The organism is Streptomyces sp. NPDC043738 (assembly GCF_056436545.1).
On the sequence record NZ_JBWKCJ010000027.1, the window covers coordinates 1 to 25,134 of the forward strand.

Genomic DNA, 25,134 nt, shown 5'->3' on the forward strand with positions numbered 1-25,134 from the left:
CTCTCGCGTCTGCCTCTCCCTCCCCCCCCCCCCCCCCCCCCTCCTCCCCCCCCCCCCCCCCCCCCCCCCCCCCCCCCCCCCCCCCCCCCGCACCCGGAGGCGGCGGCGGACCCGCCGCGGCGTTACCCGGCAGCGACGAGCCGTCGGCCAGCATCGTCGCCGCGGCATGCACCCCACCGCCCGCGGGCGGCGCAGGCGCAGGAGCAGGCGGCGCCCCGGGACCGGACGCACCCGGCGCACCGGCACCCGGCGGGGGAGGCACATCGGCGACCGGCGGCCCCGACGGCGGCGGCAGATTCGGCAGCCCCGCGGCCGCGGGCGGCGCCGACGGCATCGGCGGGGGCAGCGGCGCACCACCAGGCCCACCCGCCGGCCGCCCCTGACCGTCCGGACCACCGCCCGGCCCGGCCCCGTCCGGCAGCTCCAGCGCGGGCGACACCTGCGTACGGGGCAACTGACTGCCGCCGTGCAGCAGCTCGGTCTTCGCCTCAGGGCGCGCACGCGGCGCGGCCGGAGCGTCGTCCTCCGCGTCGTAACCGGCCAGCGGCGGCGCGAACACCGTCTCGGGCAGCCCCACCGAACGGTCCCGCGACCCCGCGTCCGACCCCGTCGTGTCCGCCGCCGCCCACGGCGTCGCGTCCCCACCGGAACCAACGGAACCGGCAGCGGCCGGCGCCGGGCCCGCCTCCACCGCATCCGCACCGGTCTGCGCGACCCCGCCGTCGGCAGCGTTGACACTCACCTCGGCCCAGGCGTCCGACGCCGAAGGAACCGCCGGCGCCGACGGCGCCGGCTCAGGGGACGCGGCCGGCGGAGGAACCGACGCGGCCGGCTCCGCACCCCCGCCCCGCCGGTCCGGGACACCGATCGCATCCGCCGCCTGCTGCAACCACTCCGGCGGCGTCAGCAGAAACGACGTGGCCTCCAGATCGATCCGCTGCGGCGCCGGCTCGGCCACACCGCGCCCTCCGTCCACCGAAGCGCCGTACTCCTCCTCGTACCGCCGGATCACCTCACCCACCGGCAGCCCCGGCCACAGCGTCGTCTCACCACTGTCCCGCGCGATCACCAACCGGGCCCGGCCGCCCTCCGTCGCCGGACCACCCTCCCGGTCCTCGGCCCAGGCCACAAAGCCCAGATCGAACTCCCGCACCCGCACCTCACGGTGCTGCGGAGCCGGCACATCGCCGTTCACCCACCGCTCGGCGCGCTCCTGCGCCTGCGCAAACGTCACCATCGCGCTCAACCCCCCACCGGCACCGCGTACGCGAAACCGCCGTCCACCATCAGGTTCGCCACGGTCTCCAGCTCCGGCGGATTGCCCGCCAACCGCTGCAGAAACTCATCGAAATCCGCGCCACACGGCAACAACAGCCGCTCCACCCGCTCCTGCACCGACCAGCCGTCCTGATCCCGCGCATCGTCATACGGGCAGAACCACACCGAGCCGAGCGCCTCGCCACGCACCTTCACCGCGACCACACCGCCCTGCACGAACGCCACACCCAGATAGTCCTTGGTGAAGTGGTCCCGCAGACACTTGTTCACATAGACCAGATCATTGACGGCCGCGTCATCGCGCACCGTGAAGAACGGCTGGTCGACCAGCAGCCCCAGCTCCGCGTCCAGCGCCGCACCCACCGGCGCACACCCGCCCGCCGCCTTCAAAAACGAGCGGTAGGCACCCGGCAGGCGATAGCCCAGCGCCTCCTCGGCCTGCACCACCTGCTCCTCACCCACCGACAGATCGCGGTGCGGCAACCCGAAGTGCACCGGCCGGGTCTCCTGCAACGGCCGGGTACCCCGCTTGTCGTGCGCCACCGGAGCCGTCGCCAGCCCACCGTGATGCCGCAACAGCGCCTTGACCTCGACCGGCACCAGCTCCATCCGCCGCGTACCGGCCACGTGATGCCAGGTCCAACCATGCGGCGTCGCCACCGCCGGCACATCTATCCACAGCTCGTGGCCCTGCGCATGCAGCGCGGCATTCGCCGACACATAGTCGGTCAACCGCAGCTCGTCGACCCCGAACCCCTCCGGCGGCTCGGCGATCTCCGCCGCGGCACGCGCATACGGCGTGAACTCCGCGAAGCCCTGCCCGTCCACCCGCACCCCCGCGGGATACCGCGCGGCACGGACCGGGTCCGGAAAATGCACGACCTGCCCGGCATAGGCCGAATTCGGTGGCGCGGCACGTCCCGCCGCCTGGGGGCCGGGTGGTACCCCCAGCCCTGGCCGACCTGTCGTCATCGCGGTTGCCCCCTGGCTGAAGCTGGCTTTGGGGCACAGCCTATGCCGTACCGCAACACCCTCCCGCGCCCCCGCCCTCGCACGTCAGCACGGCGACACACCGACGTCACCCGCCGGCCCACCACCCCCACAGCCCCCGCGCACCACCCCGCCCACCAGCCCCGTTATCCACGAACCGACACCCCGTCAGCCCCCCGTGAGATCACCGACAGTGCGTCCGACTACCGGAACACCCAGCACATTTGGCAGGCTGACCCCCGCAAACCGGGGGATTGCAGGGAGGGAAACGCACACCACCATGAGCACCACTGCACGCCACGGCACCGACACCGGAGACCCCCGCATCGGCTGGAGCGGCACCGCCGACACCCATCGCGCGCCCGCCCTCCACCACCGACGCGACGGCATCCTCCCCACCATCGGCGCCGCATTGTCCGTACGCGGACACACCCTCACCTGCACCGCGAGCAAGGCCGAACAGCCCCCCGCACTGCACCCCCTCGTCCAGGACTTCCTCGACGCCCTCCCCACCGCACAGCGCGAACGCTTCACCGGACGATGTCCCGAAGCCGTCCTGCTCTCCCGCCACCTCACCGCCGTCGAGGCCAACCGCTCCAAACGAGCCGCCCGCAAACCCCTCACCAACGGCGAAGCCCGCCGCTCCCTGAAACACTCCAAGATCACCGCACGCCACATCCGCGAGGACGGCGACCCCCAGCACGGCAGCTACGCCCCGCCCTGCCGCTCCTGCGACGCACTCCTCGCCCACTTCGGCGTCATGCCCATCGGCGCGACGCCCACAGGAAGCTGACCGCCACCATGCCGCCCACCACCCCCGGCCCCCGCACCCCCACCCACGACCGCACCGGCTCCACCCGCTTCCCCGCCGCCGTCGACGTCGCCCTCCAAGACGCCGGCTGGCAACCCGGCCGCTGGGACATAAAGCAGGCCGAACACTGGGCCGACACCCTCCGCGCCCACACCTCCCCCGCCGGCCACCGCCACACCGTCTTCCCCGCCGCCGTCGAAGCCTGGGCCGAATTCGGCGGCCTGCGCATCGCCGGACCCGGACCCGGCAGGCACATCGCCCCCACCCCCTTCACCCTCGACCCCCTGCACGGACTCCACCTCGCCCGCACCCTCGGCGACCTCGGACGCGCCCTGGAAACCGACGTCGCCCCCCTGGGCCGCGAAGAACTCCCCGGCCCCGACGGCACCACCTACAGCCAGGCCACCCTCGCCATCGACACCGAAGGCCGCGTCTACAGCCTCGACCACACCGGCGACTGGTACCTCGGAGCCGACATCGACACCGCACTGGGCACCCTCGTACTCGGCACACGGCCCAGCCGCCTGGGAATCACCCCACCGAGCAGCGGCTGACCCACCACCCGCCGGGCACACCGCCCGACGAACGCGACCACGCCCACCAGGTACGAGGACTCACCCGGCCGCAACCGGAGCAGGCACCACCGCCGACACCCGGAAGCCACCCGCCTCCGTCGGACCCGAGACGAACACGCCCCCCAGCGCCGTCACCCGCTCCCGCATCCCCACCAGCCCGTTGCCGCCGCTCGGCAGACCCGCATCCGCCGCACCGCCCTCACACGGCCCGTTCTCCACCTGCACCGCCAGCTCACCCTCCCGATGCGCCAGCCGCACCCGCGCCCGCGCACCCGGCGCGTGCTTGTGCACATTCGTCAGCGCTTCCTGAACCACCCGGTACACCGTCTGCTCCACCCGCGCCCCATACCGGCGCCCAGCAGCCGACTCCCCCTCGCCGGCCCCCTCCACCGACAGCTCCACCACCATCCCGGCCGTCCGGGACTCCCCCACCAAAACCCCCAGATCGGCCAGACACGGCCCCTCAGGGTCCACCTCCGCTGCGGTCTCCGCCGCCCCCGCAGGCCGCACCGGAGCCGCCATCCGCGCCCCGGCCCCCGACTCCGCCGCATCCGGCTCCGCCTTCAGCCGCGCCCGCGAAGCCACCGCCGCCAACCGCTCCGGCGCATCCGACCCCACACCGCCACGCACCGCCGAACCCTCGGCCGTCCGCAGCACCCCCAGCATCTCCCGCAGCTCCGTCAGCGCCTGCCGCCCCATGTCGCCCACCAGGCCCGCGTTCTTCGACGCCTTCTCCGGATCCTTCAACGCCACCGCCTGCAACGCGGCCGCATGCACCACCATCAGACTCACCCGGTGCGCCACCACGTCGTGCATCTCCCGCGCGATCCGCGTCCGCTCCTCGTTACGCGCCCACTCCGCCCGCTCCTCGGCCCGGTCCGCCAGCAGCGACAGCTCCCGCTCCAGACCGTCCGCCCGCTCCCGCAGACTCTCCACCAACCGCCGCCGCGCCCCGACGTACAACCCCCACAACACCGGCGGCGCCGTCAGCACCAGGCCCACCGCCAGCGACATCGCCGGCACGAACCACACCGGCGGATTGAAGTCCTCCTGCGCCGCGATGTCCTGCCGCATGCTGAGGAACGTCGTCACCAACGTCCCCGCCACGGTCATCCCCGCCAGCAACGCCGTAATCCGACGCGGCACATCCGACGCGGCAAGCGTGTACAGCCCCACCACACTCAGCAGCCCGCCCATCTCCGCAGGCATCACCGCTATCGAAACCAGCACCACCGCCACCGGCCACCGCCGACGCACCAGCAGCACCGGCCCCGCCACCAGGCCGAAGAACATCCCGAGCAACTCCGGCAGCTGCGCCTCCTGCGCAAACCGCACACCCTCGAACATGCACTCAAGGCCCGAGGCCACCGCCAGCAACACGTCCAGTACGGCACTGCGCCGCCGGGCCCACCACCACGGCCCCGTCACCGGCGCACCCCGCGCGCCCACACCTTCACTTGCCCCCGTCGCGGTCATACCGACCAGCGTACGGGCGCCCGCGCGGGATCCCCCGCCGAGTTCCCCAGCACAGTTCTGGCCCATTACCAGCCGTAACCGCCGGTTATCCCCCGAAGTGTTGAATCGCCCACATTTTTGACCCTTTCCGACCCACGCGAGCGACACCCTGTTCCCATGCCGAACACCCATCGGGAACCCCCCGACCACGAGGCGTTACGCCACCAGGCCGTCGCCCTCCGCCGCGCCGGCCTCAGCCGCCGCCAGATCCGCGACCGACTGCACGTCCACAACAACGACATCCTCAATCGCCTCCTGGAAGGCGTACCGGCCCCGGAGTGGACCAAGCGCCCCAACGCCAAGGACGACCTGCGCGAGAAGGCCCGTGAGCTGCGCAAACAGGGCCGGACCTATGACCAGATCCAGGTCGAACTGGGCTGCTCGAAGAGCTCGATCTCGCTGTGGGTACGGGATCTGCCGAAGCCGGAGCGCAAGCGCAGCCGCGAGGAGGCGTCGGCGATCGCCCGGCGCGGCTGGGAGGCGACGATGAGGCGCCGCGAGGAGGAGCGACAGGAGACGAAGAGGGTCGCAGCCGACGAAATCGGCCAGCTCTCCGACCGAGAGCTTTTCCTGATCGGCGTCGGGCTCTACTGGTCCGAAGGAGCGAAGAGCAAGCCCCACAATCCAGCGGAACGCGTCACGTTCATCAACAGCGACCCGGGCATGATCAGGACCTACCTCGCCTGGCTGACCGTTCTCGGCGTCGAGCCGGAACGCCTGCAGTTTCGCGTGCACATCCACGAGACCGCAGACGTCGAAGCGGCGGAGCGGTACTGGGCGCAGCTGGTCGGAATTGAGACATCCGCCCTGGCCAAGACAACGCTCAAGAAGCACAACCCGAAGACCAACCGGAAGAACGTAGGCGAGACGTACCGAGGCTGCCTGGTGGTGCGCGTCATGGACGGCGCTGACCTATACCGTCGCATTGAAGGCTGGTGGTACGGCATAGTGTTGGGTGCCGAGCGGCGATCAACCTGACGAGATGTCCGGTTTGGCCACTTATGCACTCCCTCGTGGTGTAATTGGCAACACTGTCGGTTTTGGTCCGATTATTCCAGGTTCGAGTCCTGGCGAGGGAGCCAAGCAAAGTTCGGGTCCTGATCGCAAGATCAGGACCCGCTGTCGTTTCGGCCGCAATACGCCCCGGTATCCTTCGGATGACCACCACCCGAAGTAGCCAAGAAGCCGAAGGGCATCCCCGTGAGCGCCAACCGCCCGGCAGCCGTCGTCGTTCTCGCAGCGGGTGAGGGCACCCGCATGAAGTCGGCGACCCCAAAGGTCCTGCACGCCCTCTGCGGCCGCTCCCTCGTCGGGCATGTCGTCGCCGCCTCCCGTGAGCTGGACCCCCAGAACCTCGTCGTGGTCGTCGGCCACGCCCGTGAGCAGGTGCAGGCGCACCTCGCCGGGATCGACCCGGACGTGCGCACCGCCGTGCAGCACGAGCAGAAGGGCACCGGCCACGCCGTCCGTACGGCACTGGAGGAGCTGAGCGGCAGCGGTGTCGTCCTCGACGGCACCGTGATCGTGGTCTGCGGCGACACCCCGCTGCTGACCGGCGAGACCCTCCGGCGGCTCGGTGACACCCATGCCGCGGACAAGAACGCGGTGACCGTGCTCTCCGCCGAGGTGCCGGATGCGACCGGCTACGGCCGGATCGTGCGCGACGCGGACACCGGCGCGGTGACGGCGATCGTGGAGCACAAGGACGCGAGCGACGCCCAGCGGGCGATCCGGGAGATCAACTCCGGGGTGTTCGCCTTCGACGCCCGGCTGCTGGTCGATGCGCTGGGCAAGGTGCGCACGGACAACAGTCAGGGCGAGGAGTACCTGACCGATGTGCTGGGGATCGTGCGGGAGGCGGGGCACCGGGTGGGTGCGGCCGTGGCCGGCGATCACCGCGAGATCCTCGGGATCAACAACCGGGTGCAGCTGGCCGAGGCCCGTCGGCTGCTGAACGAGCGGTTGCTGGAGCGGGCGATGCTGGCCGGTGTGACGGTCGTCGACCCGGCCTCGACGTTCGTCGACGTGTCGGTCGTGTTCGAGCAGGACGCGACGATCCACCCGGGGACGCAGCTGCTGGGGGCCACGAGTGTCGCCACTGGCGCCGAGGTGGGTCCGCATGCGCGGCTGACGGATACGGCGGTCGGCGCGGGTGCCGTGGTGTCGTTCACGGTCGCGGAGGGTGCGCGTATCGGTGCGGGGGCGAATGTCGGTCCCTATGCGTATCTGCGGCCGGGGACGGATCTTGGTCCGAAGTCGAAGGCCGGCGCGTATGTGGAGATGAAGAACGCGTCGATCGGCGAGGGGACGAAGGTTCCGCATCTGTCGTATGTGGGGGACGCGACGATTGGTGACTTCACCAATATTGGCGCGGCGAGCGTGTTCGTGAATTATGACGGTGAGGCCAAGCACCACACGACCGTCGGTTCGCATTGCCGGACGGGGTCGGACAACATGTTTGTGGCTCCTGTCACGATCGGGGACGGCGCTTATACGGCGGCCGGCTCGGTCATCACCAAGGATGTGCCCCCGGGTTCGCTGGCGGTCGCGCGTGGCCAGCAGCGGAATATCGAGGGTTGGGTCGCGCGGAAGCGGCCCGGAAGCGCCGCCGCGCAGGCCGCTTCGGCTGCTCGCCGGGAGCCTGAGGGCGAGTAGTGATCGTGCAACGGGTGCGTCGTGCGGGGCGTACCGTGATGAGCGCACGCAAACTGTGATTCGAGGAGATTTGCTGTGACCGGGATCAAGACGACCGGCGAGAAGAAGCTGATGCTCTTCTCCGGCCGCGCCCACCCCGAGCTGGCGGAGGAGGTCGCGCATCAGCTGGGTGTCGGCCTGGTCCCGACGAAGGCTTTCGACTTCGCCAACGGTGAGATCTATGTCCGCTATCAGGAGTCCGCGCGTGGTGCGGATTGCTTCTTGATTCAGAGCCACACGGCTCCGATCAATAAGTGGATCATGGAGCAGCTGATCATGATTGATGCGTTGAAGCGGGCTTCCGCTCGCAGCATCACGGTGGTCGTGCCGTTCTATGGCTATGCGCGTCAGGACAAGAAGCACCGTGGCCGTGAGCCGATTTCGGCGCGGCTGATCGCGGATTTGATGAAGACCGCGGGTGCGGACCGTGTGGTGACGGTGGATCTGCACACGGACCAGATCATGGGCTTCTTCGACGGTCCGGTGGATCACCTTTTCGCGCTGCCGGTTCTCGCGGACTATGTGGGTGCGAAGGTGGATCGCGACAAGCTCACGGTCGTCTCTCCGGATGCGGGCCGGGTGCGGGTCGCCGACCGCTGGTGCGACCGGCTGGGTGCGCCGCTGGCCATCGTCCACAAGCGCCGGGACAAGGACGTGGCGAATCAGGTCACGGTCCATGAGGTCGTCGGTGATGTGGAGGGCCGGGTGTGTGTCCTGGTCGACGACATGATCGACACCGGTGGCACGATCTGTGCCGCGGCCGATGCGCTGTTCGCCAATGGTGCGGCGGATGTCATCGTGACGGCGACGCACGGTGTGCTGTCGGGTCCGGCGGCGGACCGGCTGAAGAACTCGAAGGTGAGCGAGTTCGTGTTCACCAACACGCTGCCCACGCCGTCCGAGCTGGAGCTGGACAAGATCACGGTGCTGTCGATGGCGCCGACGATCGCGCGGGCGCTGCGTGAGGTCTTCGAGGACGGCTCGGTGACGAGTCTGTTCGACGAGCAGTGAGCGATCTGTCGTACTGATTGATCGACTTTGGGGCGGCCTTCCGGCCGGGTAGACTCGTGGAGTTGCTCGGCGAGGGAGGCCGCCCTTTTGTGGTGGCTGTCCGTTATCGACGCGCTCTTCGTAGCAGGTCTGTCGTGGGCCGGGTGACGCCCACCAGATGTTTCTGCGATACGAGGAGTGCTGTTATGGCTGAGATCAAGCTTGCCGGTGAGGTCCGGAACGACTTCGGTAAGGGTGCTGCCCGCCGTCTGCGTCGTGAGGCGAAGGTTCCCGGTGTCATCTACGGTCACGGTGCGGAGCCGCAGCACGTCGCCGTGGACAGCCACGCGCTGATGATGGCCCTGAAGACCCCGAACGCGCTGCTGCGTCTGGAGTTCGACGGCAAGAGCGAGCTGGTCATCCCCAAGGCCGTGCAGCGTGAGGCGATCCGCCGGTTCCTGGTGCACGTGGACTTCCTGGCCGTGAAGAAGGGCGAGAAGGTCACCGTCGAGCTGCCGATCCAGACCGAGGGCGAGCTGGCCCCGGGTGGCAACCTGCTCGAGCACGTGCTGAACACCCTGCCGGTCGAGGCCGAGGCCACCCACATCCCGGAGTCGGTCACGGTCTCCGTCGCGGGTCTGGACGCCGGTTCGTCGGTGCAGGCCAAGGACATCACCCTGCCGTCGGGTGTCTCGCTGGCCGTCGAGGACGACGCTGTGGTGCTGCAGGTCGTGTCGGCGCAGGCCGAGGCTCCGGCCGAGGAGGCCGCCGAGGGTGAGGCCGAGGGCGCCGAGGCCTGATCCTCGCCTCGTAGCTGCTTTTCCAACCGCTGTCCTGTGCCGTTGTGGCGCGGGGCGGCGGTTGGGTTGTTTCAATGGCCTGCCGCACTGGCCTGGCGCAAGGAGATGTGGAGATGACGGACGCAGACGGTCCCTGGCTCGTGGTGGGGCTGGGGAATCCCGGGCCGGAGTACGCGGCCAATCGCCACAATGTGGGTTTCATGGTGGCGGATCTGCTGGCCGAGCGCATGGGTGGGCGTTTCAAGGCGCACAAGGCTCGGGCGCAGGTGGTGGAGGGTCGGATCGGTCCGCCGGGGCCGGGCAGTCGCCGGGTGGTGGTGGCGAAGCCGTTGTCGTTCATGAATCTGTCGGGTGGGCCGACGACGGCGTTGCGGGATTTCTACAAGGTCCCGGTGGCCAACATCGTGGCGGTTCATGATGAGTTGGATATTGATTACGGTGCGCTGCGGCTGAAGTTGGGTGGCGGTGACAACGGTCACAACGGCCTGAAGTCGATCACGAAGTCGTTGGGTGCGGAGTACCACCGGGTGCGTTTCGGGATCGGGCGCCCGCCGGGTCGTATGCAGGTGGCGGATTTCGTGTTGAAGGATTTCGGTTCGGCGGAGCGCCGGGAGCTGGATTACTTCGTGGATCGTGCGGCGGATGCGGTGGAGACGTTGATCGTGGAGGGGTTGGAACGGGCGCAGAGCACGTACAACACGTGAATGGGACAGTGCGGGTCAGGGTCTGACGAACTGTTGTCCGAGGTTGACCGGGCGCTGGTGGATGGCCAAGGATCGCCGCCATGCCCAGAAGCAGTACGCGCACGAGTTCGGTCAGACGCAGCCGTTCCCGGCGGGTGGGTGAGAGTGCCTATGGGGTGCTGCTCGTCGCCCGGACGGGGTTGATGGGGCTGCTGGCGTTGCTCCTGCTGGTGGCGGGTGTGTGGACGTCGTGGGGTACGGCGCAGTACGCGATGCTCGTCAAGGGGCGGGAGCGCGGTGTGATGACGGTGTCGGCGTGTGCGGGTGAGCGGTGCACGGGTCCGTTTGTGCCGGAGGGGGAGGGCCGGGGGGCGCGGAAGGTGTCGATCGCGCAGGCGGCGGCGCCGGACAAGGGCGAGCGGGTCGAGGTGGTGCTCAAGCCGGGTTCGTCGCATGCGGTGCGGTCGGGGCCGGCGGGGGTGTTGCATGCGTGGGTGCCGTTCGCGGGGTCGTTGTTGCTGGCGGCGCTGGTGGTGGCCGGGGGGATGCGGATGCGGCGTACGGCGTGGGTGATGGGTTTGTTGGGGGCGGTGTTGCTGGGGGCGGCGTTCGCCGCGATGTAGGTGTGTGGCGTAGGGGCTCGGTCCGGCCCTGACCCAACGGACAGATATAGCGACGACGGCGGCCGGCTCCTCGGGTGAGGGGCCGGCCGCCGTCGTGTGTGCGGGGTGGGGTCAGCCGGTGTTGCGCAGGCCGGCGGCGACGCCGTTGACGGTCAGCAGCAGTGCGCGGGCCAGCACGGGGTCGGCTTCGTCGCCGCGTTCGGCGGCGGTGCGCTGGCGGTGCAGGAGGGAGACCTGGAGGTAGGAGATCGGGTCGAGGTAGGCGTCGCGGATGTGGAAGGTCTGCTTGAGGACGGGGTTGGAGTCGAGGAGTTCCTTCTCTCCGGTGATGCGCAGGACTTCGGCGACGGTGAGTTCGTGCTCGGCCTTGATGACGTCGAAGACGTGCTTGAGGTCGTCGGGGACGAGGGTGTCGACGTAGTGCTGGGCGATCCGCAGGTCGGTCTTGGCCAGTGTCATCTCGACGTTGGACAGGAAGTTGCGGAAGAAGTGCCAGTGCTCGTGCATCTCGTCGAGGACGGGGTCGAGTCCGGCTTCGCGGGCGGCCTTGAGGCCGGTTCCGACGCCGAACCAGCCGGGGACGATCTGGCGGGACTGGGTCCAGCCGAAGACCCAGGGGATGGCGCGCAGGCCGTCGAGTCCGGCGCCGGAGTCGGGTCGGCGCGAGGGGCGGGAGCCCAGGTGCAGTTCGGCGAGCTGGTCGACGGGGGTGGAGGCGAAGAAGTAGGCGGGGAGGTCGGGGTCCTCCACGAGCCGGCGGTAGGCGCCGTGGGCGGCCTCGGAGACGGTCTCCATGGCGGCGTCCCAGCGGGCGAGGGCCTCGTCGGACTGGCGGGGTGCGGTGTGCAGGGCGGAGGCCTGGAGGGTGGCGGCGACGGTCAGCTCCAGGTTCTCCCGGGCCAGGGAGGGCACGAGGTACTTGTCGGAGATGACCTCGCCCTGTTCGGTGACCTTGATCTCGCCTTCGAGGGTGCCGTAGGGCTGGGCGAGGATCGCGTCGTGGGAGGGGCCGCCGCCGCGGCCGACGGTGCCGCCGCGGCCGTGGAAGAGGCGCAGTCGTACGCCGTGGCGGTGGGCGACGTCGCGCAGCAGGCGCTGGGCGCGGTGGATCTCCCACTGGGAGGTGGTGATGCCGCCGAACTTGGAGGAGTCCGAGTAGCCGAGCATGACCTCCTGGACGTCGCCGTTGAGGGCGACCAGGCGGCGGTAGGAGGGGTCGGCGAGCATTTCCTCGAGCAGCTGGTCGGCGATCTTGAGCTCGTCGGTGGTCTCCAGCAGGGGGACGATGCCGATCTTGGCCCAGCCGGCGTGCAGGTCGATCAGGCCGGCTTCGCGGGCGAGGACGGCGGCGGCGAAGACGTCGTCGGAGCCCTGGCACATGGAGATGATGTAGGACTCGACGACCTCGGGGCCGAAGGTCTTCTTGGCCTTGCCGATGGTGCGGAAGACGCCGAGGGTCTTGGCGCCGGCTTCGTCGAGGGGTGCCGGGGTGGGGGCCAGGGGGCGGCGGGAGCGCAGTTCCTTGGCGAGGAGCTTGCGGCGGTAGTCGCGCGGCATGTCCACGTAGCGCCAGGACTCCTCGCCGAGGCGGTCGAAGAGCTGGCCGAGGGCGTGGTGGTGGGCGTCGGCGTGTTCGCGGACGTCCATGGTGGCGAGCTGCAGGCCGAAGGCGCCGATGGTGCGGATGGTGCGTTCGAGGCGGCCGTCGGCGACCAGGCCGCCGCGGTGTGCGCGCAGCGAGGTCTGGATGAGGGTGAGGTCGTCGAGGAGTTCGGCGGTGCCGAGGTAGTCGCGGCCGGGGACGTGGGGGGTGTCGCCGGCGAGGCGGTCGCGGGTGTTGACGAGCTTCTGCCGGATGCAGGTGGCCTTGAGGCGGTAGGGCTCTTCGCTGTTCAGGCGCTTGTAGCGGGGGCTGATCTCGGGGAGCAGCTCGAGGTCGTGCTGGAGGGAGGCCAGCAGCTCGTCGGTGGCGCCGCAGTTGCGGATGGAGTTCGACAGGGCGCCGCGGAGCTCGTCGACGTGTTCGAGGGCGTCGGTGATGCCGTGCTCGTGCTGGAGGATCAGGACGTCCCAGGTGACCTGGGGGGTGACGTTGGGGTTGCCGTCGCGGTCGCCGCCGATCCAGGTGCCGAAGGTGAGCGGGCGGGTGCCGGGGGGCAGCTCGGTGCCGGCGCGCTCCAGCTCGGCGGCGAGGTCTTCGAGGACGTCGCCGACGGCGCCGCGGCCCAGCTCGTCGAGGTAGTAGATGGCGTTGCGGGCTTCGTCGGTCGGCTCGGGGCGGGCGACGCGCAGCTCGTCGGTCTGCCAGATGAGGTCGATGTTCTCGGCCAGGCGCAGGTCGGCGCGGCGGCGCTCGGTGGCGTCGGTGCGGTCGAGGAGTTCGGCGACCTTGCGGAGCTTGGTGAGGACGGAGCGGCGGGCGGCCTCGGTGGGGTGTGCGGTGAAGACGGGGCGTACGCCGAGGTGGCGGGCGGTCTCGCGGAGGTGCTGGGGGTCGGCGTCCTTGAGCATGTCGGCGGTGCGGGCGAGGATGCCGCCCTCGGCGGCGCGGCGGGCGCGCAGCTCGCGGCCGCGGTGGACCTGCTCGGTGACGTTGGCGAGGTGGAAGTACGTCGAGAAGGCGCGTACCAGCTTCGCGGCGGTGGCCAGGTCCGTGTCGCCCAGGAGGCGGGCCGCTGCCTCGCCGTCGGAGCGGGTCAGGGCGCGGACCCGCTCGACGAGGTCGAGGAGGTCGGGGCCTTCCTGCCGGACGAGGGTTTCGCCGAGGAGGTCGCCGAGGCGGCGGATGTCGGCGCGCAGGGCGACGTTGTCGCTCGGGCCGGCTTCGGGGCTGTCGGCGGGCGTGATCTCGGCGGGGTTGTTGTCGGCACTGCTCACTGGTGCGGCTCCTTGCGGCATTCAGGGACGTCGCGCCGCGACTCGCGGAGGGGTGGTGGCGGGCGACGGGTGGGCAGGTCTGATGCGGGCGGGTTGCGGACCGCGCTGTCCGACGTTGCCCAGGATAGATCTGCCCGCTGTCAGCGGATCACACCGTCCGATGGGTGGGCATCTGTGGCGGGTGGTGTGGGTGTGAGGCCTGTCACGGCCTTGCCCGTGGCGGTGTCGCTGCCATACTTACGAAACCGTAGGTTACGGTCCCGTAGCCGTAGCCGTGCCCCCGAGCCCCCGACGAGGGACACCATGACCGCTGGCCCTGAAGCCGTAGAAGAATCACCGATTCCTGCCGGTTCGCCCGTTGATCCGGCTGCCGGTGGCCCGCTGCCGTCCGCGACGCTGGGTGGCGAGCAGCGCAGGTCGCTCGAGCAGATCACGCTCCTGCTCTTCATCACCGTCCCGTTCGTGGCGCTGGTGGCCGCGGTGCCGCTGGCCTGGGGCTGGGGGGTGAGCTGGCTGGATCTGGGCCTGATGATCGCGATGTACTACATCGGCTGCCACGGCATCACGATCGGCTTCCACCGCTACTTCACGCATGGCGCGTTCAAGGCGAAGCGCCCGCTGCGGATCGCGCTGGCGATCATGGGGTCGCTGGCGGTGGAGGGTCCGCTGGTGCGCTGGGTGGCCGATCACCGCAAGCACCACAAGTTCTCCGATGCCGAGGGTGACCCGCACTCGCCGTGGCGCTTCGGCGAGACGGTGCCCGCGCTGATGAAGGGCCTGTGGTGGGCTCACATCGGCTGGATGTTCGACGAGGAGCAGACCCCGCAGCACAAGTACGCACCGGACCTGATCAAGGACGACGCGGTGCGTGCGATCTCCCGCCAGTTCGTGGTGTGGACGACGGTGTCGCTGCTGATCCCCCCGCTGGTGGGCGGTCTGGTGACGTGGTCCTGGCAGGGCGCGCTGACCGCGTTCTTCTGGGGCTCTCTGGTGCGGGTGGCGCTGTTGCACCACGTGACGTGGTCGATCAACTCCATCTGCCACGCGGTGGGCAAGCGCCCGTTCAAGTCCCGCGACAGGTCCGGCAACGTCTGGTGGCTGGCGGTGCTGTCCTGCGGCGAGTCCTGGCACAACCTGCACCACGCGGACCCCACGTGCGCCCGGCACGGTGTGCTGAAGGGGCAGCTGGACTCCAGCGCCCGGCTGATCCGCTGGTTCGAGAAGGCGGGCTGGGCGTACGACGTGCGGTGGCCGAACGCCTCCCGCATCGACGCCCGCCGCAAGGAGATGGCCGCCGGGGGTACCTCCCCGCGGTAGTCGAGGAAGGCATGATTGACGGGTGGCGATCGACAACAGCAGCAGTACGAGCAGCAGCAAGGGCAAGCCTTCCGCGTCTGCGGGCACCCGGCGTGCCCGCAGGGTACGGATGACCGGTGCGGAGCGCCGGCAGCAGCTGCTGGACATCGGTCGCACGCTCTTCGCCGAGCGTGGCTTCGAGGGCACGTCGGTCGAGGAGATCGCGGCCAAGGCCGGCGTCTCCAAGCCGGTGGTCTATGAGCACTTCGGCGGCAAGGAGGGGCTGTACGCGGTGGTCGTGGACCGCGAGATGCGCCAGCTGCTGGACATGGTGACCGGCGCGCTGACCGCCGGCCACCCCCGTGAGCTGCTCGAACAGGCGGCGTTCGCGCTCCTGGACTACATCGAGACCTTCACCGACGGCTTCCGCATCCTGGTCCGCGACTCCCCCGTCGCCCAGTCCACGGGTACGTTCGCCTCCCTCATCAGCGATATCGCCACCCAGGTCGAGGACATCCTGGGCCTGGAGTTCAAGGCCCGCGGCTTCGATCCGAAACTGGCCCCGCTCTACGCCCAGGCGCTGGTCGGCATGGTCGCGCTGACCGGCCAGTGGTGGGTGGACACCCGCAAGCCGAAGAAGGCCGAGGTGGCGGCCCACCTGGTGAACCTGGCCTGGCACGGCCTGGGCAATCTGGAGGCGAAGCCGCGGTTGATAGGGCATCGCAAGAACTGAACGGGGTGCCGCGGACCGCGGCGAGCAGGACCCGGCGGCGATCTGCGGGTTCCGGCGGATCCGGGAGGCGGCGAAGGCGGCGCCGCCCCGAGTCGAGGCGGCCCGTGCCGGCCTCGGACCGGCGGCTGTCGGGAGTCGCGGGGGTGCTGGAGGTGGTCGAGGCCGGTGATCACGGTGGGGATCTCGGGGGAGGTCGCGGGAGGGCCGGGGGTCAGCCGGTCGGTTTCTGGGCGACGGCGAAGATGCGGCGGAAGGGGAAGACCGTGCCGTGCCGGCCCGTGGGGTAGGCCTTGCGGAGGGCGTCGCGGTATTCGGCGAGGAACGCCTCGCGGGCGAGCGGGTCGTTCTCCAGTTCCGTCAGGACGGGGCGCAGGGCGGTGCCCTTGACCCAGTCGAGGACCGGGTCGTCGCCTTCCAGGAGCTGGACGTAGGTCGTCTCCCACACGTCGGTGGTGCAGCCGAGGTCGGTGAGGCGTTCGAGGTATTCGGCGGGCTCCAGGATGTGGACGAAGCGCCGGCCGTGGGTGGTGAGGCGCCGGCGCCACTGGGGGCTGTCGCACAGTTCGCCGAGCAGGGCGTGGCTGGGCGAGGTGAAGTTGCCGGGGACCTGGAAGGCGAAGGTGCCGCCGGGGGTGAGGGCGTCGATCCAGCGGGCGAAGGAGTCCGGGTGGTTGGGGACCCACTGCAGTGCCGCGTTGGAGACGATCAGGTCGTAGGGCTCGTCGGGAGTCCAGTCGGTGGCGTCGGCGGGCGCGAAGTCGAGGTGGCCGCCGCCCGGGGTGGGGCCGGCGTGGTTCTCGGCTTCTTTGAGCATCTCGGGGGAGTTGTCGTATCCGGTGATGTGCGCGTCGGTCCAGCGGGTGGCGAGCTGGACGGTGACGTTGCCCGGTCCGCAGCCCAGGTCGGCGATCCGGGCGGGGCGTTGCCGCCGGGGGAGGTCCGGGATCCGCGCGAGCAGGTCGTGGAAGGGGCGGGTACGGTGCCCGGAGTGGCGGAGGTATTGCTGCGGATCCCAGGTGGGCGCGTCGTGCATGTTCTGAACCCCTTTGCTGGTGCAGGGCTGACTCAAAGCTGGCACGGTCTGGTTCGGGCCGTCTCGGCTGGAAACCGAGCTCCCGCCGACGATGCCCCATAGTCCAGCGAAATATATCTTGACGTCAAGAGACTTCATGTCGACAGACCCTCTACACTGATCGTCATGGAGGACGAGGTCGACCGACTGGTCGCTGCATGGCGCCGTGAGCGCCCGGACCTCGACGTGGAACCGCTCGAGGTCCTCAGCCGCGTCTCCCGGCTGGCCAGGCACCTCGACCGGGCCCGCCGCATCGCGTTCGCCGAGGTGGGGCTGGAGCCCTGGGAGTTCGACGTGCTGACCGCACTGCGCCGGGCCGGGGCGCCGTATCAGCTCTCCCCCGGCGCACTGCTGACGCAGACACTGGTCACGTCCGGGACGATGACCAACCGCATCGACCGGCTGGCCAAGAAGGACCTCGTCGAGCGGCTGCCGGACCCCAGCGACCGGCGGGGAGTGCTGGTCAGGCTGACCGCCGAGGGCCGCGACAAGGCCGACCAGTCGCTGGCCGGACTGCTGGTCCAGGAGCGTGCGATTCTCGCCGAACTCTCCCGTCAGCAGCGCGGCGAACTGGCCGGACTGCTAAGGCGCTTGACGGGCCCGTTCGACAACACCCCCGCCTAGCGCGCCGCGCCGGCGCGGGGCGGGCCGGGACCGGCGGGCGGCGGCGCCCGGCACGCTTCGGGGCCGGAGGTCGGCCAACTTTCCGAGGTGGGTGAGGGGCGCGCGCTCCCGGGCATACGGCGCGGGCGCTCGCGTCCGAGGTGGCAGAGCCTGATGCACGCACCTCCGGGAGGGATCTACGACGGCGCGCGACAGGTTGTTACGCGCCATATCTGACGGCGCACAAGCATGCATAGCGCGCCCCCTGAATTGACGAGCGCCCCTCTCGTACCACGTCCCCTTGCCCACCGCTCGCCTTGTGCACTTGGATCGCGCCATGAGCCAGCAGCGACCACCGCACCCACCGAGCGGCCCGTACGGCAGGCGGTTCGAGGGCCGTACGGTCCTGGTGACCGGGGCCGCCGCCGGGATCGGGGCGGCCACCGCCGACCGGCTGGCCGCCGAGGGCGCCGGCGTACTGCTGCTGGACATCGACGACGCCCGCGGCGAGCACCTCGCACGGCGCATCAGGGCGGCCGGCGGCCGGGCCTCGTACGAGCACTGCGATGTGGCGGACGAGGCCCACTGGCAGCGGGCGGCCAAGGCCGCACGGCAGCGCTACGGGCCGGTCGACGGGCTGGTCAGCAACGCCTTCCTGCCCCATGTGGCGGCCGCCGACGCCACCTCGCTCGCGGAGTGGGACCGGCAGCTGGCGGTGAACCTGACCGGCTCGTTCCTCGGCGTCCGCGCCACCCTTGAGGACCTGCGAGAACGCCATGGCGCGGTGGTGCTGACCTCGTCCGTGCACGCGCTGGTGGGCCTGCCGGGACGGCCCGCGTACGCGGCGGCCAAGGCCGGACTGACCGGCCTGGGGCGGCAGCTGGCGGTCGAGTACGGGCCGCAGGTGCGGGTCAACAGCGTGCTGCCGGGCCCGGTGCTCACAGCGGCCTGGGACGGCATCGACGAGGCGCAGCGGCAGGCCAGCGCCGCGGAGACGGCGGCGCGGCGGCTGGGGCGGCCCGAGGAGGTCGCCGCCGCCATCGCCTTCCTGCTCTCCGACGAGGCGTCCTTCGTCACCGGTGCGAGCCTCGTCGTCGACGGGGGCTGGAGCGTGTACAAGAACTCGTCATGAGCGGGGCCCGCCGGCGGCGGCCCGCGACGCCCCGTCCGAGCTTCGATCCGTAGGGGGATCCATGGGCATCCAATTCGGCGGCGACTACAACCCCGAGCAGTGGCCCGAGGAGGTGTGGGCCGAGGACCTGAAGCTGATGAAGGCGGCCCACGTCACCATGGTCACCGCCGGGATCTTCTCCTGGGCGAGGGTCGAACCCCGGTCCGGACAGTGGGACTTCGGCTGGTTCGACCGGGTCATGGACAACCTGGCAGGCGCCGGTATCGCCGTCTGCCTGGCGACGATGACCGCCTCACCACCGCCCTGGCTCTCCCACGCGCACCCCGAGATCCTGCCCGAGGGCCCCGACGGGCAGCGCCGCTGGCCCGGCGGCCGGCAGCACTACTGCCCCTCCAGCCCCGTCTACCGCGCGCACGCCGTACGGCTCGTCGAGCAGCTCGCCACCCGCTACGCCGGCCACCCCGCGCTCGCCATGTGGCACATCGGCAACGAATACGGCTGCCACACCCGCCAGTGCTACTGCGCGGTGTCCGCCGAGGACTTCCGGCGCTGGCTGCGCGAGCGCTACGGGAGCGTGGCGGCGCTCAACGCCGCCTGGTCGACGGCCTTCTGGTCGCAGGGGTACGGCGACTTCGACGAGGTGCTGCCGCCCCGTACCGCGCCCACCTTCCCCAATCCCGCGCAGCAACTGGACTACCTGCGCTTCGGCGACGAGGCGCTGCGCGCCTGCTACCTCGCCGAGAAGGAGGTGCTGAACCGGCTGACGCCCGAGGTCCCGGTCACCACCAACCTGATGCCGCAGCACAAGCCGGTCGACGCGTTCGCCTGGTCGGCGCACATGGACGCGATGGCGCTGGACTTCTACCAGGACCCCTACGCCGATGACGACCACATCCGGGCCGGCTACGTCTTCGACCTGATGCGCTCGGCGCGCTCCGGGCAGCCCTGGATGCTGCTCGAACAGGCACCGAGCGCGGTCAACTGGCGGCCCCGCAACGGCCCCAAGCCGCCCGGAGCGATGCGGCTGTGGAGCTGGCAGGCCGTCGCCCAGGGCGCGGACGCGGTGCTGTTCTTCCAGTGGCGGCAGTCCCTGGGAGGTGCGGAGAAGTTCCACTCGGCGATGCTGCCGCACGGCGGGACCGACACCCGGATCTTCCGCGAAGTGACCGAACTGGGACGGGAGTTGGCCTCGCTCGCGGGCATCGAGGGGACCCGTTCGCGGGCCGAGGTGGCGCTGCTGGCGGACTGGCACAGCTGGTGGGCGCTGGAGCTGGACTCCAAGCCGTCGACCGCGCTGGAGCACTCCCGGATCGCGCTGGAGCACTACCGGCCGCTGTTCGAAGCGGGCGTGGCCTGCGACGTGGTGCCGCCGCAGCGGGAGCTGAGCGGCTACCGGCTGGTCGTCGTGCCCAATCTGTATCTGCTGACCGCGGGCGACGCCGAGCGGCTGACGGCCTATGTACGCGACGGCGGCCGACTGGTGGTGTCGTTCTTCTCCGGGATCGTCGACGAGCACGACCGGGTGCACCCCGGCGGCGCTCCGGCGCCGCTGCGGGAGCTGCTGGGGCTGCGGGTGGAGGAGTTCTGGCCACTGGACGCGGGCCGTACGGTGGCGGTCGAGGGGACCTACGCGGGGCGGGCCGACCTGTGGTCGGAGGCCGTCGACCTCGAAGGGGCCGAGGCGCTCGCCCGCTTCGCGGACGGGGACCTCGCAGGGCGGCCCGCACTGACCCGGCACGCCTACGGGCGGGGCACCGTCTGGTACCTCGGTACGCGGCTCGAACCGGCGCTGATGCGGGCGCTGCTGGACGACGTACGCCGGGCGGCGGGCGTGGCACCGGTGGTGCCGGGGCTGCCGGCCGGTGTCCAGGCCACCGTCCGTGAGGGCGCCGGCGGGCGGTATCTGTTCCTGCTCAACCACGGCACGGACACCGTGGAGGTGGCACTGCCGGAGCCGATGCGTGAGGCGCCGACGGCGGACGGCGGGCCGGGCGGCGCCGTCGACCGGGTCACGCTGGCGGCCCGGGGCGTGGCCGTACTGACGACCGACGGGTGAGGGCCACGCCCGGGCCGCCGGGGCCTCAGGGCACCGGCACCGAGGCCGCCGCGGCTGCCTCCAGCTCGACCGGGCCCACTCCGGCCCGGCGGGCCAGCGCCACCGCCGCGAGGGTCGAGTGCACGCCGAGCTTGCCGAGGACGTTCTGCATGTGGGTACGGACCGTGTGCGGGGAGAGGAACAGCCGCTCGGCTACCGCCTTGCGCCCCAGGCCCGCCACCATGCAGCGCAGCACCTCGCGCTCACGCGGCGTCAGCGACTCCACCAGCCGCTCGCTCTCCGAGCGGTGCTTGCGGGCGGCCGTCAGCTCGCGCAGCACCCCCGTCAGCAGGGCCGGCGGCAGATGCGTTTCATCACGCAGTACGCCGCGGATCACGGCGAGCAGCCGGGAGAGCGAGCAGTCCTTGGCGACCCAGCCCGAGGCGCCGGCCTGCAGGGCGGCGGCCGCGCGGCGCGGGTCGTCGCGGTCGGCGAGGACGACCGTGCGCAGGTACGGGTGGCTGGTGCGCAGGCCGGAGACGAGCGCGATGCCGTCGCGCGGGCAGCTGCGCGGGACGGCCTCGCGGGCCGGTCCCGGCGCCTGCGCGGGCACCGCCAGGAGCGGCGCGGCGAGGTCGGCGTCGGCCAGCACCACGTCGAACCGGCGGCCTTCGGTGGCCGCCCGGTCCAGATTGCGCAGGGCCGCGGGCGCGCTGCCGGCGGCCGCGACGTCCACGTCCTGTTCCGCGGCGAGCGCGGCCGCCAGGGATTCGGCGAAGATGCGGTGGTCGTCGACCACCAGAACCCGGATGCGTTGCACAGAGACCCCCTGTCTCGGTGAACGGACCATAGCGGGCACGACGCCCGGATTGAAGATCGCCTCAGCCGCACGGCCGCCGCCGTGCGGGCATGGCTACCCCCACCCGGGGCGTCGTACCCGAAACGGTCTCGCCCCCCTGATCGGCACCGGCCCCCACCGGCGCAGGATCTCAGAGTACGGACGGGGTGCGACAAGGGAAGGTGATTGGCGAAACTGCTCCCGCGCCCGGGCCATTTGGCCGTCACCCGTTGGCCGCACGCCGTCCGGCGCGCCCTACTTGATGCGGCGCGCTCCCGCGCTCGGGACGGCCTCGAAGATCCGCGGCGCGGTGTGCCCGGCGGCCGCGAACGCCTCGGTGACCGCCGCGCCGACGGTGGCCGCGGCCGCCTGCTCGACCAGCACGATCGCCGAGCCGCCGAACCCGCCGCCGGTCATCCGGGCCCCGAGGGCGCCGGCCGCGTTGGCGGTGTCGACGGCGAGGTCGAGTTCCCGGCAGGAGATCTTGAAGTCGTCGCGGAGCGAGGCGTGGCCGGCCGTCAGCAGCGGCCCGATGGCGCGGGTGCGGCCGGCGTCCAGGCAGGCGACGACCGCTTCGACGCGCTGGTTCTCGGTGACGATGTGCCGTACGAGGGCCTGGACGGCGGGCTCGTCGGCCAGTTTCGCCAGCGCCTCGGGCAGTTGTGCGTAGGGCACGTCACGCAGTGCGCGCACCCCGAGTGCCCGCGCACCACGCTCACAGCCAGCGCGCCGCTCGGCGTACGCGCCGTCGCCCAGCTCGTGCTGGACCCGGGTGTCGACCACCATCAGGCGCAGCCCCTCCCCCGCCAGGTCGAAGGGGACCTGGCGCCGGGTGAGGTCACGGGTGTCCAGGAACAGCGCGTGTCCCTCGGTGCAGCAGGCCGCCGCGGTCTGGTCCATGATCCCGCAGGGGACGCCGACGAAGGCGTTCTCGGCCCGCTGGGCGAGGCGGGCCTGGTCCTGCGGGGACAGGTCGAGGCCGTAGAGGTCGTTGAGCGCGCGGGCGGTGGCGATCTCCAGGGCGGCGGACGAGGAGAGCCCGGCGCCGGTGGGCACCGTGCTGTCGTAGTGCAGGTCCGCGCCGCCGACGGGCAGGCCCTCCTCGCGCATCGCCCAGACGACGCCCGCCGGGTAGGCGGCCCAGCCCGCCTGGGGCGCCGGACGCAGTGCGTCGATGCGCAGTTCGACGATCCCGCCGTCGGCGCCGCCGGAGTGCAGCCGCAGCACCCCGTCGGTGCGGGGCGCCGCGGCGGCCAGGGTGGTGTGCGGGAGGGCCAGCGGCATCACGAAGCCGTCGTTGTAGTCGGTGTGTTCACCGATCAGGTTGACGCGGCCGGGGGCGGCCCAGACTCCCTCGGGCTCCGCCCCGTATACCTCGCCGAACGCCACCGCCGTCCGGGGTGCGCCGTGTGCCGTCTGTGTCACGTGGATCCTTCGTCCTTTCTGGCCGCCGTCGCAGCTCCGTCCCGCACCCGGGTTCGCTAGTCGCCGGACGGGCCGGAATGCGACTGCGCGAACGCCCATGCGTCCGCGACGATCCCCGCGAGGTCGGCGCGGCTGGGCCGCCAGCCGAGCCGGTCGACGGCGGTCTGCGCGGAGGCCACCAGGACGGCGGGGTCGCCGCCGCGGCGCGGGGCGGTGATCTCGGGGATCGGGTGGCCGGTGACCTTGCGGACGGTCTCGATGACCTCGCGGACCGAGAAGCCGTTGCCGTTGCCGAGGTTGCAGATCAGGTGCTCGCCGGGGGTGGCCGCGTCCAGCGCCAGCAGATGCGCCTCGGCCAGGTCCGCGACGTGGATGTAGTCGCGCACGCAGGTGCCGTCGGGGGTGGGGTAGTCGTCGCCGAAGACGGAGATCGCCTCGCGCTTGCCCTGGGCGACCTGGAGCACGAGCGGGATCAGGTGCGACTCGGGGTCGTGGCGCTCGCCGCAGCTGCCGTAGGCGCCGGCGACGTTGAAGTAGCGCAGCGAGACGGCGGCCAGGCCGTGTGCCGCGGCCTCGCCGCTGATCATGTGGTCGACGGCGAGCTTGCTCGCGCCGTACGGCGAGGTCGGGGCGGTCGGGTCGGTCTCGGTGATCGGGGTGCTCACCGGCTCGCCGTAGGTCGCCGCGGTGGAGGAGAACACCAGCGTGCGGACGCCGGCGTCGCGCATGGCGGCGAGCAGGTCCATGGTGCCGCCGACGTTGTTGCGCCAGTACTTCTCCGGGTTGGTGACCGACTCGCCGACCTGCGAGAACGCGGCGAAGTGCAGCACCGCGTCGAAGGAGGCGTCGAGCCACTTGGCGGCGTCCTGGATACGGCCCTCGATGAAGTGCGCGCCCTCGGGGACGCCCACGCGGTGCCCGGTGGACAGGTCGTCCAGCACGGTCACCTCGTGGCCGGCCTCCAGAAGATGCGCGGCGACGACGCTGCCGACATATCCCGCCCCACCCGTGACCAGGTACTTCTTGCTCACTCGCTCGCTACCTCTCGCAGTCGCTCGGCCGCGGCCTCCGGCGGCACGTCGTTGATGAACACGTTCATGCCGGATTCGGAACCCGCGAGGAACTTCAGCTTGCCGGAAGTGCGGCGAATGGTGAAAAGCTCGAGGTGGAGTGCGAAGTCCTCGCGCGCCTCGGCGTGCAGTGGCGCCTGGTGCCAGGCGGCGATGTACGGCGTCGGTGCGCCGCCGTCCGCGGTGTCGAAGATCCGGTCGAAGCGCCGCAGGACTTCCAGGTAGACCTGTGGGAACTCTGTGCGCGCGGCCTCGTCGAGGGCGAGCAGGTCGGGGACCCGGCGCCTGGGGTAGAGGTGCACCTCGTAGGGCCAGTGGGCGGCGTAGGGCACGAAGACCACCCAGTGTTCGCCTTCGAGGACGATCCGGCGGCCGTCGGCGAGTTCGCCTTCGAGGACGTCGTCGAAGAGGTTGCCCCCGGTGACCTCGCGGTGGTCGGCGAGCGTGCGCAGCATCCGCTCGGTGCGCGGGGTGGTGAAGGGGTAGGCGTAGATCTGGCCGTGCGGATGGCCGAGGGTGACGCCGATCTCCGCGCCGCGGTTCTCGAAGCAGAAGACCTGTTCCACGCCCGGGAGTTGGGAGAGCTCGGCGGTGCGGTCGGTCCAGGCCGCCAGGACCAGGGCGGCCTGCTCCTCGGTGAGGTCGGCGAAGGAGGCGTCGTGGTCGGAGGTGAAGCAGACGACCTCGCAGCGGCCGCTGCCGCCGGCGAGGGAGGGGAAGCGGTTCTCGAAGACCGCGACGTCGTAGTCGGCGGCGGGGATCTCGGAGTGCCGGCCGTCGCGGGAGGGGCACAGCGGGCATTCGTCGGCCGGGGGGTGGTAGGTGCGGGCCTGGCGGTGGGAGGCGATGGCGACGAAGTCGCCGAGGAGGCGGTCGTGGCGGATCTCGGAGGAGGTGGCGACGGGGTCGAGGGGGCGCCGGTCGACGGTGTCGCGTACCGCGTCGTCGCGTGCGTCGTAGTAGATGAGCTCCCGCCCGTCCGCGAGCCGGGTCGTCGTCTTCTTCACCGGGAGCTCCTCACACACCACACACCGAGCAAACACAAACAAACACAATGAAGCACAACTAAACAGATGCGTCAACGCGGGCGGGTG

The 25,134-nt window shown here is 71.1% G+C and carries 21 protein-coding genes, 1 tRNA gene and 1 pseudogene; 14 read left to right on the top strand and 9 right to left on the bottom strand.

What is annotated here, in order from left to right; genetic code table 11:
- Both AC0680_RS28805 and AC0680_RS28810 read right to left on the bottom strand, forming a co-directional pair.
- Positions 1–1,237 (bottom strand): annotated as a pseudogene (locus tag AC0680_RS28805) (SUKH-4 family immunity protein); the annotation flags it as partial.
- Positions 1,238–1,242: 5 nt separating this feature from the next.
- Positions 1,243–2,250, bottom strand: coding sequence for an SMI1/KNR4 family protein (locus AC0680_RS28810; protein WP_478634311.1), 1,008 nt, complete (start codon positions 2,248–2,250; stop codon positions 1,243–1,245).
- A 298-nt stretch (positions 2,251–2,548) separates the two neighbouring features.
- On the opposite strand from AC0680_RS28810, the gene AC0680_RS28815 reads away from it, so the two are divergent.
- Entirely contained in the window at positions 2,549–3,061 is a 513-nt protein-coding gene (locus tag AC0680_RS28815) for a YwqJ-related putative deaminase (RefSeq protein ID WP_478634313.1), read from the top strand.
- A gap of 8 nt (positions 3,062–3,069) precedes the next feature.
- Positions 3,070–3,633, top strand: a complete 564-nt coding sequence (locus AC0680_RS28820) for an SUKH-3 domain-containing protein (RefSeq protein ID WP_478634316.1) — start codon at positions 3,070–3,072, stop codon at positions 3,631–3,633.
- Positions 3,634–3,693: 60 nt separating this feature from the next.
- Here the strand turns inward: AC0680_RS28820 and AC0680_RS28825 are convergent, their stop codons facing one another.
- The gene (locus AC0680_RS28825) at positions 3,694–5,130 is read right to left on the bottom strand and encodes a sensor histidine kinase (RefSeq protein ID WP_478634319.1); all 1,437 of its coding nucleotides are present in this window, start codon (positions 5,128–5,130) and stop codon (positions 3,694–3,696) included.
- A 156-nt stretch (positions 5,131–5,286) separates the two neighbouring features.
- On the opposite strand from AC0680_RS28825, the gene AC0680_RS28830 reads away from it, so the two are divergent.
- From AC0680_RS28830 to AC0680_RS28860, 7 genes are all read left to right on the top strand, one after another.
- Positions 5,287–6,147 carry a hypothetical protein gene (locus tag AC0680_RS28830; RefSeq protein ID WP_478634322.1) on the top strand — a complete coding sequence of 287 codons (861 nt, stop codon included), beginning with the start codon at positions 5,287–5,289 and terminating at the stop codon, positions 6,145–6,147.
- A gap of 29 nt (positions 6,148–6,176) precedes the next feature.
- A tRNA-Gln gene (locus AC0680_RS28835) sits at positions 6,177–6,251 on the top strand.
- A 118-nt stretch (positions 6,252–6,369) separates the two neighbouring features.
- Positions 6,370–7,824: a bifunctional UDP-N-acetylglucosamine diphosphorylase/glucosamine-1-phosphate N-acetyltransferase GlmU gene (gene glmU / locus AC0680_RS28840; RefSeq protein ID WP_478634325.1), complete on the top strand. Its 1,455-nt coding sequence runs from the start codon at positions 6,370–6,372 to the stop codon at positions 7,822–7,824.
- A 75-nt stretch (positions 7,825–7,899) separates the two neighbouring features.
- Positions 7,900–8,874: a ribose-phosphate diphosphokinase gene (locus AC0680_RS28845; RefSeq protein ID WP_384440305.1), complete on the top strand. Its 975-nt coding sequence runs from the start codon at positions 7,900–7,902 to the stop codon at positions 8,872–8,874.
- A gap of 185 nt (positions 8,875–9,059) precedes the next feature.
- Positions 9,060–9,653 (top strand): 50S ribosomal protein L25/general stress protein Ctc, encoded by a 594-nt coding sequence (locus AC0680_RS28850; RefSeq protein WP_478634330.1) that lies wholly within the window; start codon positions 9,060–9,062, stop codon positions 9,651–9,653.
- Positions 9,654–9,766: 113 nt separating this feature from the next.
- Positions 9,767–10,357, top strand: a complete 591-nt coding sequence (pth, locus tag AC0680_RS28855; protein ID WP_384440311.1) for an aminoacyl-tRNA hydrolase — start codon at positions 9,767–9,769, stop codon at positions 10,355–10,357.
- An 80-nt stretch (positions 10,358–10,437) separates the two neighbouring features.
- Complete coding sequence (locus tag AC0680_RS28860; RefSeq protein ID WP_478634333.1) at positions 10,438–10,959, top strand: hypothetical protein; 522 nt, start codon at positions 10,438–10,440, stop codon at positions 10,957–10,959.
- 111 nt (positions 10,960–11,070) lie between these two features.
- On the opposite strand, the gene ppc is transcribed toward AC0680_RS28860, so the two are convergent.
- Positions 11,071–13,836 carry a phosphoenolpyruvate carboxylase gene (gene ppc, locus AC0680_RS28865; protein ID WP_478634336.1) on the bottom strand — a complete coding sequence of 922 codons (2,766 nt, stop codon included), beginning with the start codon at positions 13,834–13,836 and terminating at the stop codon, positions 11,071–11,073.
- 303 nt (positions 13,837–14,139) lie between these two features.
- On the opposite strand from ppc, the gene AC0680_RS28870 reads away from it, so the two are divergent.
- Positions 14,140–15,153, top strand: coding sequence for an acyl-CoA desaturase (locus tag AC0680_RS28870; RefSeq protein WP_478634339.1), 1,014 nt, complete (start codon positions 14,140–14,142; stop codon positions 15,151–15,153).
- Positions 15,154–15,181: 28 nt separating this feature from the next.
- Complete coding sequence (locus tag AC0680_RS28875) at positions 15,182–15,865, top strand: TetR family transcriptional regulator (protein WP_478634559.1); 684 nt, start codon at positions 15,182–15,184, stop codon at positions 15,863–15,865.
- Positions 15,866–16,076: 211 nt separating this feature from the next.
- Here AC0680_RS28875 and AC0680_RS28880 read toward each other — a convergent pair whose 3' ends face one another.
- Complete coding sequence (locus AC0680_RS28880; RefSeq protein ID WP_478634342.1) at positions 16,077–16,898, bottom strand: trans-aconitate 2-methyltransferase; 822 nt, start codon at positions 16,896–16,898, stop codon at positions 16,077–16,079.
- A 165-nt stretch (positions 16,899–17,063) separates the two neighbouring features.
- Between AC0680_RS28880 and AC0680_RS28885 the strand changes: the two genes are divergently transcribed.
- The 3 genes from AC0680_RS28885 (at position 17,064) to AC0680_RS28895 (ending at position 20,728) form a co-directional block, all read left to right on the top strand.
- On the top strand, positions 17,064–17,561 hold the full coding sequence (locus AC0680_RS28885; RefSeq protein WP_384440326.1) for a MarR family winged helix-turn-helix transcriptional regulator: 498 nt from the start codon (positions 17,064–17,066) through the stop codon (positions 17,559–17,561).
- A gap of 316 nt (positions 17,562–17,877) precedes the next feature.
- Positions 17,878–18,672, top strand: coding sequence for an SDR family NAD(P)-dependent oxidoreductase (locus AC0680_RS28890; RefSeq protein ID WP_478634345.1), 795 nt, complete (start codon positions 17,878–17,880; stop codon positions 18,670–18,672).
- 61 nt (positions 18,673–18,733) lie between these two features.
- Positions 18,734–20,728 carry a beta-galactosidase gene (locus AC0680_RS28895; RefSeq protein ID WP_478634348.1) on the top strand — a complete coding sequence of 665 codons (1,995 nt, stop codon included), beginning with the start codon at positions 18,734–18,736 and terminating at the stop codon, positions 20,726–20,728.
- A 25-nt stretch (positions 20,729–20,753) separates the two neighbouring features.
- On the opposite strand, the gene AC0680_RS28900 is transcribed toward AC0680_RS28895, so the two are convergent.
- From AC0680_RS28900 to galT, 4 genes are all read right to left on the bottom strand, one after another.
- Positions 20,754–21,527, bottom strand: coding sequence for a response regulator transcription factor (locus AC0680_RS28900; protein ID WP_478634351.1), 774 nt, complete (start codon positions 21,525–21,527; stop codon positions 20,754–20,756).
- Between the two features lie 273 nt (positions 21,528–21,800).
- A complete protein-coding gene (gene galK, locus AC0680_RS28905; protein ID WP_478634354.1) occupies positions 21,801–22,970 on the bottom strand; it encodes a galactokinase in 1,170 nt (389 codons plus the stop codon).
- Positions 22,971–23,026: 56 nt separating this feature from the next.
- Positions 23,027–24,001 carry a UDP-glucose 4-epimerase GalE gene (gene galE, locus AC0680_RS28910; RefSeq protein WP_478634357.1) on the bottom strand — a complete coding sequence of 325 codons (975 nt, stop codon included), beginning with the start codon at positions 23,999–24,001 and terminating at the stop codon, positions 23,027–23,029.
- Positions 23,998–25,047: a galactose-1-phosphate uridylyltransferase gene (gene galT / locus AC0680_RS28915; protein ID WP_478634360.1), complete on the bottom strand. Its 1,050-nt coding sequence runs from the start codon at positions 25,045–25,047 to the stop codon at positions 23,998–24,000. The genes galE and galT overlap by 4 nt, the downstream gene beginning before the upstream one ends.
- Positions 25,048–25,134: the final 87 nt, after the last annotated feature.

Bases quoted from the DNA above. Each gene is read 5' to 3' on its own strand.
- AC0680_RS28810 (WP_478634311.1), bottom strand. From the start codon at position 2,250: ATGACGACAGGTCGGCCAGGGCTGGGGGTACCACCCGGCCCCCAGGCG.
- AC0680_RS28815 (WP_478634313.1), top strand. From the start codon at position 2,549: ATGAGCACCACTGCACGCCACGGCACCGACACCGGAGACCCCCGCATC.
- AC0680_RS28820 (WP_478634316.1), top strand. From the start codon at position 3,070: ATGCCGCCCACCACCCCCGGCCCCCGCACCCCCACCCACGACCGCACC.
- AC0680_RS28825 (WP_478634319.1), bottom strand. From the start codon at position 5,130: ATGACCGCGACGGGGGCAAGTGAAGGTGTGGGCGCGCGGGGTGCGCCG.
- AC0680_RS28830 (WP_478634322.1), top strand. From the start codon at position 5,287: ATGCCGAACACCCATCGGGAACCCCCCGACCACGAGGCGTTACGCCAC.
- AC0680_RS28850 (WP_478634330.1), top strand. From the start codon at position 9,060: ATGGCTGAGATCAAGCTTGCCGGTGAGGTCCGGAACGACTTCGGTAAG.
- pth (WP_384440311.1), top strand. From the start codon at position 9,767: ATGACGGACGCAGACGGTCCCTGGCTCGTGGTGGGGCTGGGGAATCCC.
- AC0680_RS28860 (WP_478634333.1), top strand. From the start codon at position 10,438: ATGCCCAGAAGCAGTACGCGCACGAGTTCGGTCAGACGCAGCCGTTCC.
- AC0680_RS28870 (WP_478634339.1), top strand. From the start codon at position 14,140: ATGACCGCTGGCCCTGAAGCCGTAGAAGAATCACCGATTCCTGCCGGT.
- AC0680_RS28880 (WP_478634342.1), bottom strand. From the start codon at position 16,898: ATGCACGACGCGCCCACCTGGGATCCGCAGCAATACCTCCGCCACTCC.
- AC0680_RS28885 (WP_384440326.1), top strand. From the start codon at position 17,064: ATGGAGGACGAGGTCGACCGACTGGTCGCTGCATGGCGCCGTGAGCGC.
- AC0680_RS28890 (WP_478634345.1), top strand. From the start codon at position 17,878: ATGAGCCAGCAGCGACCACCGCACCCACCGAGCGGCCCGTACGGCAGG.
- AC0680_RS28895 (WP_478634348.1), top strand. From the start codon at position 18,734: ATGGGCATCCAATTCGGCGGCGACTACAACCCCGAGCAGTGGCCCGAG.